At 65.4% G+C, this 12,377-nt stretch carries 7 protein-coding genes and 2 pseudogenes; 5 read left to right on the top strand and 4 right to left on the bottom strand.

What is annotated here, in order from left to right; genetic code table 11:
- From J6500_RS22340 to J6500_RS22350, 3 genes and pseudogenes are all read left to right on the top strand, one after another.
- Nucleotides 1–324: pseudogene (locus J6500_RS22340) on the top strand (hypothetical protein); the annotation flags it as partial.
- Between the two features lie 360 nt (nucleotides 325–684).
- Entirely contained in the window at nucleotides 685–2,673 is a 1,989-nt protein-coding gene (locus J6500_RS22345) for a carbohydrate porin (RefSeq protein ID WP_225714854.1), read from the top strand.
- Between the two features lie 349 nt (nucleotides 2,674–3,022).
- Nucleotides 3,023–4,480: an FAD-dependent monooxygenase gene (locus tag J6500_RS22350; RefSeq protein ID WP_225714855.1), complete on the top strand. Its 1,458-nt coding sequence runs from the start codon at nucleotides 3,023–3,025 to the stop codon at nucleotides 4,478–4,480.
- Between the two features lie 160 nt (nucleotides 4,481–4,640).
- On the opposite strand, the gene J6500_RS22355 is transcribed toward J6500_RS22350, so the two are convergent.
- Both J6500_RS22355 and J6500_RS22360 read right to left on the bottom strand, forming a co-directional pair.
- Complete coding sequence (locus J6500_RS22355) at nucleotides 4,641–6,266, bottom strand: FMN-binding glutamate synthase family protein (RefSeq protein WP_225714856.1); 1,626 nt, start codon at nucleotides 6,264–6,266, stop codon at nucleotides 4,641–4,643.
- Between the two features lie 623 nt (nucleotides 6,267–6,889).
- A complete protein-coding gene (locus J6500_RS22360; RefSeq protein WP_225714857.1) occupies nucleotides 6,890–7,663 on the bottom strand; it encodes a ferredoxin--NADP reductase in 774 nt (257 codons plus the stop codon).
- A 297-nt stretch (nucleotides 7,664–7,960) separates the two neighbouring features.
- Here J6500_RS22360 and J6500_RS22365 point away from each other — a divergent pair, with 297 nt between their 5' ends.
- Nucleotides 7,961–8,896: an ATP-grasp domain-containing protein gene (locus J6500_RS22365; protein ID WP_225714858.1), complete on the top strand. Its 936-nt coding sequence runs from the start codon at nucleotides 7,961–7,963 to the stop codon at nucleotides 8,894–8,896.
- Between the two features lie 65 nt (nucleotides 8,897–8,961).
- Here J6500_RS22365 and J6500_RS22370 read toward each other — a convergent pair.
- Nucleotides 8,962–9,773, bottom strand: a pseudogene (locus J6500_RS22370) (amino acid ABC transporter substrate-binding protein).
- Between the two features lie 12 nt (nucleotides 9,774–9,785).
- Nucleotides 9,786–11,075 carry a dicarboxylate/amino acid:cation symporter gene (locus J6500_RS22375; protein ID WP_225714859.1) on the bottom strand — a complete coding sequence of 430 codons (1,290 nt, stop codon included), beginning with the start codon at nucleotides 11,073–11,075 and terminating at the stop codon, nucleotides 9,786–9,788.
- A 216-nt stretch (nucleotides 11,076–11,291) separates the two neighbouring features.
- On the opposite strand from J6500_RS22375, the gene J6500_RS22380 reads away from it, so the two are divergent.
- Nucleotides 11,292–12,293 carry an NADP-dependent oxidoreductase gene (locus J6500_RS22380; RefSeq protein WP_225714860.1) on the top strand — a complete coding sequence of 334 codons (1,002 nt, stop codon included), beginning with the start codon at nucleotides 11,292–11,294 and terminating at the stop codon, nucleotides 12,291–12,293.
- Nucleotides 12,294–12,377 lie beyond the last annotated feature (84 nt).

Genomic DNA, 12,377 nt, shown 5'->3' on the forward strand with positions numbered 1-12,377 from the left:
CCTCTCCGTCCTGCCCCAATTCACGCCGGAACTGGTCCGCAGCTATATCGACGCGCAACTCGAAGGCCTGCGCACGCTGGGCTATGACGTCGAGAGCTGCCTGATCGACCTCGGCGACACCGCCGAGCCGGTCGCGACGGCGGCACTGCGGGCAAAGCGCTATGATTGCGTCGTGATCGGCGCCGGACTGCGCGAACCGCCGGAGCGGTGCTGTTCGAGACCATCCTCAACCTCGTACACCGCCTCGCCCCCGATGCCCCGATCTGCTTCAACACCAGCCCGGCCGACACCGCCGCCGCCGTGCAGCGCTGGGTCAAGCCGTAGATCCGAATTGGAATGGAGCCACAGCCGGGGGCACCGCCAAATCTCGAAAAACAACCCCATGCAAAGGAGTCGGCGGCGGCGAGTCGAACGTATCTTGCCACCGGCCGCTTGGCGCTGTTGCACGACTGTCATACTGGCGTGCAAATCGAGACGGCAACGGGCACTCCCTCAGTTGCTATTGCGAATTAGTTGCAATAACACGGGGAATGTTTGTTGCTGATCTGTGCTCTTGGATGGGATGGCACAGATCAGGACCTGGGACGACGGGGCGATGACTGCAAATATGGGATGGCGAGCGGCCGCCAAATCTGCCGTGATGTCTGGCGATTCTGCCCGCCGCCTGCCGGATAACGCCGCGTCATGACCTGCGTCCGCCTCTTCCGCGTCCAGCTCGCTGCCGGCGCCGCGCTCGGCGCGGCCGCGTTCGGCGCGCCGGTGAATGCTGCGGATATCGCACTGAAATCGCCGGCGGCCCGGCAGGTCTACAGCTGGACCGGTTTCTACGCCGGTGCTCATGTCGGCTATGGCGACGGCAGCCTCGGTCCCGGCACCAATCCGCTGCCCGAACAAGGCGCGCTGTTTCCGCCGACCATTACCGGCGGGATCGGCGGCTTCCAGGCCGGATACAACAGGGAGTTCGCCAACCGCTTCGTGGTCGGCGTCGAGGCGGACGCGACGTTCACCAGCCCGACCGACGTGGTGCGGCGCCAGCCCGCCCCGTTCCACGCGACGATCGACTATGTCGGAACGCTGCGCGGCCGTATCGGCTACGCGTTCGGCTCCTGGATGCCTTACCTCACCGGCGGCTTCGCCTGGGGCCACAGCCACGTCAAGATCAACGACGCCGACGGCGCGACGCTCTCCGAACCGGGCCAGTACCAGACCGGTTGGACCGTCGGCGCCGGCGCGGCATTCGCGCTGAGCGGCAATTGGACGGCGAAGGTCGAGTACGAATATGTCGACCTGACGCGCAAGACGCTCGGCCTTGCCGATTTCGGCATGCCCGGCGTGGCCATCGAGCCGCGGCTGCATCTGCTGAAATTCGGCCTCAACTACCAGCTCGGCGACTCGCCATGGTCGGCGGCGCCGAGCCGGACCATGCTGCCGGAGTCCAGCGACTGGAGCGTGCACGGGCAGACCACGCTGATCGCGCAGGGATACCCGTCGTTCCGCGCGCCCTATAGCGGCACCAACAGCCTGCCGGGCCCGGGACAGGCGCAGCAGACCTGGACCACGACGGCGTTCCTCGGCGTGCGGCTGTGGGAGGGCGGCGAGCTCTATTTCAACCCCGAGACCGCGCAAGGGTTCGGCCTGAATGGCACCCTCGGCCTCGCCGGCTTCTCGAACGGCGAGGCGCAGAAGGCCGGCGCGCCGTTCCCGAGGATCCGGCCGCAGCGCTACTACTTCAAGCAGACCTTCGGCTTCGGCGGCGAGCAGGAAGAGGTGGCCGACGGTCCGAACCAGATCGCGGGCAAGCGCGACATCGACCGGCTGACGCTGATCGTTGGCCGCTTCGCGGTCGGTGATTTCTTCGACGCCAATTCCTACGCCAAGGACCCGCGCGCCGACTTCATGAACTGGGCGATGTGGGCCTCGGCGGCCTACGACTTCCCGGCCGACCTGCCCGGCTACACCCGCGGCGCCGTGGTCGAGCTCAACCGCAAGGATTGGGCGGTGCGCGCCGGATTCTTCCAGGTGCCGAACGCGCCGAACAGCGACGTGCTGGTCTACAACACCGGCGGCGCGGTGGTGGAATTCGAGGGCCGCTATGCGGTGTTCGACCAACCCGGCAAAATCCGCGTCGGCATCTTCGGCAACCGCGGCAACACCGGCAACTACCGCCAGGCGCTCGCGATCGAGGACGCCAATCCCGGGCTCGACATCAACGATGTGATGGCCGGCATCCGCAAGGAGAATTCCAAGTACGGCTTCTATCTGAATGGCGAGCAGCAGATCGCCACGGATGTCGGCCTGTTCGGCCGCCTGTCCTGGAACGACGGCCAGAACGAGATCCTGTCATTCACCGATGTCGACCGCAGCGTCTCGGGCGGCCTGTCGATCAAGGGCAGCCGCTGGGGACGGCCGAACGACACCATCGGCATCGGCGGCGCGGTGAACGGCCTCTCCGCCGCGCACCGCGACTTCCTCGCCGCCGGCGGCCTCGGCCTTCTGATCGGCGATGGCGCGCTGAACTACAGCCCGGAGCGGATCTTCGAGACCTACTACGCCTATCAGGTGAACAAGAATCTGACGCTGACCGCGGACTATCAGTTCATCACCAACCCCGCCTACAACGCCGACCGCGGCCCGGTGCACATCTTCTCCGGCCGCGTGCACGGAGAGTTTTGAGGCTCCGCTTTCACCCCATCTCCAATGCGTAGCCCGGATGCAGCGCGGCGCAATCCGGGGCGGTAGATCCGCTGACAGTGCGGCCCCGGATTTCGCTTCGCTGCATCCGGCTACGAACTTGCATCGTCGCATCGTCATTGCGCGCGAAGCGAAGCAATCCATGCGTCCGCATGCGAGGAAGCATGGACTGCTTCGTCGCTTCGCTACTCGCAATGACGGCAGGAAATGGGGGTGGGCCAAATAAGCCCTCTCCCCACTCAGATATATGTAGACCCCCTGGGCTTGCCGCAAGCCCGGGGTCATCCCGTAGAACGCGCGCCCGATCGATCGAACTTAAGGGGAGTGCGGGATGCAGGGACATGACGTGGTGATTGCCGGTGGCGGGCCGACCGGGCTGATGCTGGCAGGCGAACTGGCGCTGGGCGGTGTCGATGTTGCGATCGTCGAGCGGCGGGCCAGCCAGGAACTGGTCGGCTCGCGCGCCGGCGGATTGCATGCGCGCAGTATCGAGGTGCTCGATCAGCGCGGCATCGCCGACCGGTTCCTCGCCGAGGGCCAGCGCCATCCGGTGGTGCATGTCCATCCGATCCCGCTCGACATCAGCGACCTGCCGACCCGGCACAATTACACGCTCGGCCTGTGGCAGAACCATATCGAGCACATCCTCGCCGGATGGGTCGGAGAGCTCGGCGTGCCGGTCTATCGCGAGCGCGAGGTGACCGGCTTCACTCAGGACGACGACGGCGTCGACGTCGCGCTGTCCGGCAGCGGGTCGCTGCGGGCGCAATATCTGATCGGCTGCGACGGCGGACGCAGCCTCGTCCGCAAGGCCGCCGGCATCGATTTCCCTGGCTCCGATCCGACCATCAGCTGGCTGATCGCCGAAGCCCGGATGTCCGAGGAGCCGGCATTCGGCCTCCGCCAGGACGCCGCCGGCATCCATGGCATCGGACGATTGGAGGATGGAGCTGGCGTGCGGATCGTGCTGACCGAGCGGCAGCTCAGGAGCGGCGAGCCTGGCCTGAGCGACGTGCAGGACGCCCTGATCGGCATCTACGGCACCGACTTCGGGATCCACAGTCCGACCTGGATCTCGCGCTTCACCGACACGACCCGCCAGGCCGCCGCCTATCGCGAGCGCCGTGTCCTGCTCGTCGGCGACGCCGCGCATGTCCACGCCCCGACCGGCGGACAGGGCCTCAATATCGGCGTACAGGACGCCGTCAATCTCGGCTGGAAGCTGGCCCAGGTGATCAAGGGCATCGTGCCGGACAGTCTGCTCGACACCTACCATGCCGAGCGCCATCCGGTCGGCGCCCGCGTGCTGCGCCGGACGATGGCGCAGGTCGCGCTTCGCCGCACCGACGACCGCAGCAAGGCGCTTGAGGAGCTGATGGCCGAACTCCTCGGCATGGACGCGCCGCGCCGGCACTTCGCCGCGACGATGACCGGGCTGGATATCCGCTACGACCTCGGCGACGGCCATCCGCTGCTCGGGCGCCGCGTGCCCGATCTCGACATCGTCACCGCCGACGGCGACATGCGCGTGTTCGCCCTGCTGCATTGGGCGCGGCCGGTGCTGCTCAATCTCGGCGAGCCCGGCAGCATCGACATCACCGGCTGGCGCGACCGGGTTCAGCTCGTCGACGCCGCATACAGCGGCGCGTGGGAGCTTCCGGTGCTCGGCACGGTCGCTGCGCCCATGGCCGTGCTGATCCGGCCCGACGGATATGTGGCATGGGTGGGAGATCAGAGCCGGTCGGGACTGACCGATGCGATGGCGAAATGGTTCGGTGGGCCCACCTAGTTCCACATCGTCGTCCCGGCGCAGGCCGGGACCCATAACCACCGAAGTGTGCGGCTAGAGCCGGCTGGGGCCGCAGCGAGTTGCAACCATGTAGTCCTGTGGTCATGGGTCCCGGCCTTCGCCGGGACGACACTGAGATCGCGGCGCGAGCGTGCCAGCCCTACCCTGCCGGCTGGAACGAATCCGCGCGCGCCATCGCCCAGGCGTCGCGGTAGCGGCGGTCCTGGGTGCCTTCGAGCAGCTCGCCGGGCCGCAGCGCCGGGTAGAGCTCGGCGAAGGTGCTGACCTCGGTGGTCGAGCTGCGCTGCGAGAAGTGGATCGGGCGCAGGTCCTTGGTGTGCTCGAGGCCGGCGGCGGCAAGCAGCTCGCTGAGCGCGTGCAGGGTCGAGTGGTGGTAGTTGTACACGCGCTCGCTCTTGTCGGGCACGAACAGCGCGCGGTTGCGCGACGGATCCTGCGAGGTGACGCCGGTCGGGCAGCGGTCGGTGTGGCAGCTCAGCGACTGGATGCAGCCGAGCGCGAACATGAAGCCGCGCGCCGAATTGCACCAGTCGGCGCCGATCGCCATCGCGCGCGCCATGTCGAAGGCGGTCGCGATCTTGCCGGACGCGCCGATCTTGATGCGGTCGCGCGCGCCGATGCCGACCAGCGCGTTGTGGACGAAGTTGACGCCCTCGCGCATCGGCATGCCCAAATGGTCCATGAACTCGAGCGGTGCGGCGCCGGTGCCGCCTTCATTGCCGTCGACCACGATGAAATCGGGATAGAGCCCGCTCTCCTGCATCGCCTTGCAGATCGCCAAAAACTCCCAGGGATGGCCGATGCACATCTTGAAGCCGGCCGGCTTGCCGCCCGACAGTTTTCGCATGTTGGCGACGAACTCCATCATCTGCAGCGGCGTCGAGAACGCCTTGTGATAGGCCGGCGAGATGCAGTCCTCGCCCATCGGCACGCCGCGGATCTTGGAGATTTCCTCGGAGACCTTGGCTGCCGGCAGCACGCCGCCATGGCCGGGCTTGGCGCCCTGGCTGATCTTGAGCTCGACCATCTTGATCTGGTCGTCGCCGGAGATGCGCGCGAACTCGTCGGGATTGAAGGTGCCGTCGCGGTTGCGGCAGCCGAAATAGCCGGAGCCGATTTCCCAGATGATGTCGCCGCCCATCTCGCGGTGATACGGGCTGACGCCGCCCTCGCCGGTATCGTGGGCAAAGCCGCCCTTTTTCGCGCCGGCGTTCAGCGCCCGCACCGCGTTCGGGCTCAGCGCGCCAAAGCTCATCGCCGAGATGTTGAAGACCGAGGCCGAATACGGCTTGGTGCACTCGGGGCCGCCAATGGTGATGCGGAATTTGTGGCCGGCGTTCGGCTTGGGCGCCACCGAATGGTGCATCCACTCGTAGCCCTCGCGATAGACGTCCTCCTGAGTGCCGAACGGCCGCTTGTCGAGCACCATCTTGGCGCGCTGATAGACCACCGCGCGGGTGTCGCGCGAGAACGGCATGCCGTCCTTCTCGCTCTCGAAGAAATACTGCCGCATCTCGGGGCGGATTTCCTCGAGCAGGAAGCGCACATGCGCCGAGATCGGATAGTTGCGCAGCACCGCATGGTGCTTCTGCGTGAGGTCGCGGATGCCGAGCAGCGTCAGGGCGCCGAAGATGACCAGCGGGATCAGGACGATCTTGAAGACCTTCGGGTCGAAAATGCCAACCAGCAGCAGCAGCGCGGTGACGACCGAGCAGATCGTCATGATGATGAAGCGCGGCGAGAACGGCAGCAGCAGCGTTTCCATAATTCCCTCAACCCAGACCGGCAGGCCGTCTTGTCGGCAGCAAGCCTAATCCAACTCAGCAATCGAGCGCTACAAGGTTATATCCGCCGGGCAGTCACGGATGTGACAACCGCCCGAATGGGTGGGTATCGCTGTCGTAGTCGGGCGGACCGAAGAGTGCTTTTGCGGTGCAACGAAAGACGTCCGTGGCGCGCGCTGTTACTCCCTCTCCCCGTTCTTACGGGGTCGAGACGAGCGAAGCTCGCTCTTGGAGGGTTGGGGTGAGGGGCTGCTTCCGCAGCACTGCTGGCAGATGAACTCGCGGAGACTCCCCCTCACCCGGGTCGCATCTTGCGATGCGACGTAGCCGAAGCTTTGCTTCGGCGTGCTCGCTCAGAACGGCCGCCAAAGGCGGCCTACGCCTCTCCCCGCAAGCGGGGCGAGGTGAAGGGAAATCACCGCGCGAGGTTGCTCGGCTTAATGAACATGCGGCTACTTCCACCATCGTCATCCTGGCGAAAGCCAGGACCCATAACCACAAATGCAAAAGGCTGGAGCCCGATGGGGCCCCAGCCTTCGCAAAACAGAGAATGGTGGTAATGGGTCCTGGCTTTCGCCAGGACGACGAACCCAACTAGCGAGTATCAGCGCTCGACGAACGCCTTCTCGATCACGAAGTGGCCGGGCGTGTTGCCGCTGCCTTCCTTGAAGCCGCGGGTCTCGAACAGCTGCTTCAGCTCTTCCAGCATCGCCGGGCTGCCGCACATCATGATGCGGTCGGTCTCGATGTCGAGCGGGCCCTGATGCAGGTCGGAGAACAGCTGGTTGGAGGTGATGAGGTCGGTGATGCGGCCGCGGTTGCGGAACGGCTCGCGCGTCACGGTCGGATAGTACAGGAGCTTCTCGGAGAGCAGCGGCCCGAACAGCTCGTCGTCGCGCAGCTTGGCGACCAGCTCCTCACCATAGGCGAGCTCGGAGACCTGGCGGCAGCCATGGACCAGCACGATCGAGTCGTAGCGGTCGTAGACTTCGGGGTCCTTGATCAGGCTCGCGAACGGCGCGAGGCCGGTGCCGGTCGACAGCAGCATCAGCCGCTTGCCGGGAATCAAATTGTCGGTGATCAGCGTGCCGGTCGCCTTGCGGCCGACCAGGATGATGTCGCCCTCGCGGATCTTCTGCAGTTTCGAAGTGAGCGGGCCATCCTGCACCTTGATCGAGAAGAACTCGAGCTCTTCCTCGTGATTGGCGCTCGCCATCGAATAGGCGCGCAGCAGCGGGCGGCCGTCGACCTCGAGGCCGATCATGGCAAACTGGCCATTCTGGAAACGGAACCCGGAACCACGGGTGGCCTTGAAGCTGAAAAGCGTATCGGTCCAGTGACGAACAGAAAGAACCTTCTCTCGATAGAACGCGCTCATGGGATTTCGTTTTCTCGATTGACCAGATTTAGAATGGCTTGATTTTTAGGTGGCCTCGGACGGCGCAGAAGTGTCCGAAATCACTGAAGATCTCGCGTGTCCATCGCGCCGATGAAAGAGATAGTCAAGATCAACTGGCGTGCAATTGCGATCTCAGAATGGCAGTCGTTCGAATCCGCAAAGAAGTTCAGCCACGACATCGTTAATGCCCTGTGACGGCAGCAATTTACTTGCTGAGATCGCCGCCGATCTGGCAAATAATTGCTGCGAGAACCGCGGCGAAGGGAAAATCATTCAGTGGTCCTGATCAGCCAGCGAATCTTCCTGGAAACCATCAAAAAATATTGTCTGGCGCACGACATCGCCGTCGAGATGCGGTCCGGCGGCTGGCTGGTGATGATGCGGCGAGGCGCCGAGCGGCGGCTCGCGATCGGCTATGACCTCGGGCTGAACAGCGCGGTGGCGCATCAGGTCGCGAGCGACAAGGCAGCCTGCGCCGAGGTGCTGACCGCGGCCGGAATCGACGCGATCCCGCACACGCTGTTTCTCGGCCCGCGGCACAGCCCGCATATCCCGGGATCGGGATCGATCGACACGATGGCGCAACTGCTCGATGCGCATCCACGCGGGCTCGTCGTCAAGCCCAACGAGGGCACATCGGGCGAGCTGGTGTGCCGCGTCACCACGCGGGCGCAACTGGAGACGGCTGTCGCGCGGATTCTCGCCGAGTACCGCGCGCTGGCGATCTCGCCCTATGTCGAGATCGATGACGAGATCCGCGTCGTGCTGCTCGATGCGCGCGCGCTGATCGTCTACAGCAAGACGCGCCCACAGGTGACCGGCGACGGCGTGCATTCGCTGCGCGAACTGGCGCAGCGCGCGGCGACGGCGGAGCAGCTCAAGGCCATCACTGCGGATTTTGAAGCAGCCGAGCTCAATGCCATTCCACCTGCGGGCGAACGGCGCCTGCTGAACTGGCGGCACAACCTCGATGCCGGCGCGGAGCCCGTGCTGCTCACGGATGGCGCGACGCACCGCGCCTGCGTCGCGCTTGCGCTCAAGGCCGCACAGGCGGTCGGCATCCGCTTCGCTTCGATCGACGTCGTGCGCGTCGACGGCGGGTGGAAGGTGCTCGAGGTGAATTCCGGGGTGAAGATGGAAGCGCTGGGGAAGCGGCATCCGGCGCTGGTCGAGGCGGCGTATCACGCGGCGCTGGATGCGGTGTTTGCGTAGAGCGTGTGGGGGGATGGGTCCCGGCCTTCGCCGGGACGACGATAATGCTTGCGGCTTGTTTCGCGTCACTCGCTCTCGTCGAGCACCTTGAACGCCTCCTCGAGCTGCGGCGAGATGGCGACGTTGAGCTTTTCGCCGGTCGGCAGGCGGGCGATGAACCACTTGTTGTAGAGCGGGACGATGTCGCGGTTGGAGGCGAGCTTGCGGAAGGCGCGCTCGACCACGTCCTTCATCTGCTTCTCGCCCTTGCGGTACATGATGCCGTAGGGATCGTAGGACAAATAGTCGCCGGTGACGCGGTACTTGTCCTGCGACTTGTGCCGCGCGATCCAAGCTGCCGCTTGGCGTTGACATTGTTGATCGCCTGCTCGTTGGTGGTGCCCTTGGTGACGACGATGGTCTTGCCCTTCAGGTCGGCGATCTGCGTGACGCCGGAGGCCTTCGCCACCATCAGCTTGGTACCGGCCACGAACATCAGCGGCGCGAACGCCACCAGCTTGCCGCGCTCGGCATTCGCGGTGGTCGATCCGCATTCCAGATCGATCTTGTTCTCGACAACCGCCTGAATGCGGTCGTCCGAGGTGACCTTGACGTAGTCGACCTTGAGGTTGGCATCGTCGACCTCGATCCCGATCTCCTCGACGATCGCATCGCACAGTTCGAGGCTGTAGCCGATCGGCCGGTTGGAATGATCGAGGAACGAGAACGGCGGCGAGCTCTCGCGATAGCCGATCCGCACGGTGTGCGTGGCCTTGATGTTGGCGAGCGTGGGGCTGAGCCCCTCGCCCGCGGTCTGCGCGGAGGCCGGTGCCGCCAGCAGAGCTGCCAGCAGCATCAGGCCTTCAGCCGGTATCGGCCTCCAGCGAGGGCGACGCATGCATCCCTCCCGTCAATGGCCGGCCATCACGGCGCCGGGCACCGCATCCGACGGCACCGCATCGTCGGGCCCGAGCTCGTGCTCCGCCTTCAGCTCGCCCTCCCACTTGGCGACCACGGCGGTCGCCAGCGAGTTGCCGATCACGTTGGTGGCGCTGCGGCCCATGTCGAGGAAGGTGTCGATGCCCATGATCATCAACAGCCCCGCCTCGGGGATGCCGAACTGCGCCAGCGTCGAGGCGATCACGACGAGCGAGGCGCGCGGCACGCCGGCGACGCCCTTCGAGGTGATCATCAGCGTCGCCAGCATCGCGAGCTGGGTGCCGAGCGACATCTCGATGTGGTAGGTCTGCGCGATGAACACGTTGGCGAAGGTGCAGTACATCATCGTGCCGTCGAGGTTGAACGAGTAACCCAGCGGCAGCACGAAGGACGAGATCCGCGACGAGGCGCCGAACCTGTTCAGCCCCTCCAGCGTCTTCGGATAGGCCGCCTCGGACGAGGCGGTCGAGAACGCGATCATCAGGGGCTCGCGGATCAGCCGCAGCAGATGGCTGTAGCGCGGGCCGATGACGATGAAGCCGACCGTGGCCAGGATGACCCACAGGATCAGCAGCGCGAGATAGAAGCCGCCCATGAAGACGACCAGCTTCCAGAGCACGCCGAGGCCGTTCTTCGAGACCGTGGCCATGATCGCCGCCCACACCGCGAGCGGAGCGAACAGCATCACATAGCCGGTGACCTTCAGCATGATATGCGCGAGGTCGTCGATCAGGCTCATGATCGGCTTGGCGCGCTCCGGCATGGCGCCGAGCGCCACCGCGAAGAACACCGCGAACACCACGATCTGCAGGATCTCGTTCTGCGCCATCGCATCCGCGATCGAGGTCGGCACCAGATGGATCAGGAATTTCTCGAACGAGAACGCGGAGACCGGAAGACCGGTCGACTGACCCTTGTCGGGCAGCGTGCCGGGGAAGTTGGCGCCGGGCTGCAGCAGATTGACCATCACGAGGCCGAGCAGCAGCGAGACAAAGGAGGCGGAGACGAACCAGCCCATGGTCTTGGCGAACACGCGCCCGAGCCGCGAGCCGCTGCCCATATGGGCGATGCCGCCGACCAGGGTCGCGAACACCAGCGGCGCGATGATCATCTTGATCAGGCGCAGGAACAGCATCGCGATCAGATTGACGTCTGCTGCGATCGAGGCACGGCTGTCAGGAAAGTAGTTGAAGACGATCGACCCCATCACGATGCCTAGGACCATCGCAATCAGGATGTACTGCGTAAACCTGCTGGACATTCTCTTACCCCCGTAAGTTCCCGGCGAAGGTCAAGTGTGGCAGATTTACGCAGCGACGCAACACGCTTCGCGCCTGGCGGGATTTTCCGAAACGTTCCCGTTGTGGAATGCCACCGTGCGGACTAGCGTTCATGCAGCGCACAATCTGTGCAATCTGCTGCGCGCGGCGCAGTCAAATTGCGGCGCAAACGGCCACGACGAGGGGAGACAATCGCCATGAACGACACCGTCAATCGCCAGATCCTGCTGGTCGAGAAGCCGACCGGCAAGCTCGGTCCCGAACATTTCCGTCTGGTCAGCGGCGCGATCCCCGAGCCGAAGGACGGCGAGGTGCTGGTGCGCACGCGCTACATCTCGCTCGATGCCGCCAACCGCGCCTGGATGCATGGCGCGACCTACCGCGCCGCGGTTGAGGCGAACACTGTGATGGCCGGCGGCAGCATCGCCGAGGTGGTGGAATCGAAGGCGCCCGGCCTGAAGCAGGGCGACCTCGTGTTCGGCGACACCGGCTGGCAGGACTATGCCGCGCTGCCGGCCAAGCACCTGTCGAAGATGCCGAGGCTGGAGCCGATGACGCATCTGCTCAGCGTGTTCGGCATCGCCGGCCTGACCGCCTATTTCGGCCTGCTCGACGTCGGCAAGCCGAAGCAGGGCGAGACCGTGGTGGTGTCGGCCGCGGCCGGCTCGGTCGGCTCGATCGTCGGCCAGATCGCCAAGATCAAGGGCTGCCATGTGGTCGGCATCGCCGGCGGCAAGGACAAGTGCCACTGGCTGACAAGCGAGCTCGGTTTCGACGCCGCGGTCGACTACAAGGACGGCGCCACCTACAAGGCGCTGCGCGCCGCGGCGCCCGATGGCATCGACGTCTATTTCGACAATGTCGGCGGCGACATCCTGGAAGCCTGCCTGTCGCAGATGAACAATCGCGGCCGCATCGCCTGCTGCGGCGCGATCTCGCAATATGACGGCGTGCCCTCCGCGCACGGCCCGCGCGGCGTGCCCGGCCTGATCGTGGTGAAGCGGCTGGTGATGCAGGGCTTCATCGTGATGGACTACATGGACCAGCGCGATGCCGCCCTCGCCGAGCTGCAGTCCTGGGTCGGCGCCGGCAAGCTCAAGGTGCAGGAGGACGTGATCGACGGGCTGGCGAACACGCCGCAGGCGCTGATCGGACTGCTCGCCGGCGAGAACCGCGGCAAGCGGATGGTGAAGGTGTAGCGATCTTGCTTACCTCTCCCCGCCTGCGGGGAGAGGTCGGATCGCGTCGCAGATGCGATCCGGGTGAGGGGGTACCGGACACGC

The sequence above is a fragment of the Bradyrhizobium semiaridum genome, assembly GCF_020329505.1.
GTDB classification, from domain to species: domain Bacteria; phylum Pseudomonadota; class Alphaproteobacteria; order Rhizobiales; family Xanthobacteraceae; genus Bradyrhizobium; species Bradyrhizobium semiaridum.

Coding starts and splice junctions, on each gene's coding strand:
- J6500_RS22380 (WP_225714860.1), top strand. CDS start 11,292: ATGAACGACACCGTCAATCGCCAGATCCTGCTGGTCGAGAAGCCGACC.
- J6500_RS22355 (WP_225714856.1), bottom strand. CDS start 6,266: ATGGAAACGCTGCTGCTGCCGTTCTCGCCGCGCTTCATCATCATGACG.
- J6500_RS22360 (WP_225714857.1), bottom strand. CDS start 7,663: ATGAGCGCGTTCTATCGAGAGAAGGTTCTTTCTGTTCGTCACTGGACC.
- J6500_RS22345 (WP_225714854.1), top strand. CDS start 685: ATGACCTGCGTCCGCCTCTTCCGCGTCCAGCTCGCTGCCGGCGCCGCG.
- J6500_RS22375 (WP_225714859.1), bottom strand. CDS start 11,075: ATGTCCAGCAGGTTTACGCAGTACATCCTGATTGCGATGGTCCTAGGC.
- J6500_RS22350 (WP_225714855.1), top strand. CDS start 3,023: ATGCAGGGACATGACGTGGTGATTGCCGGTGGCGGGCCGACCGGGCTG.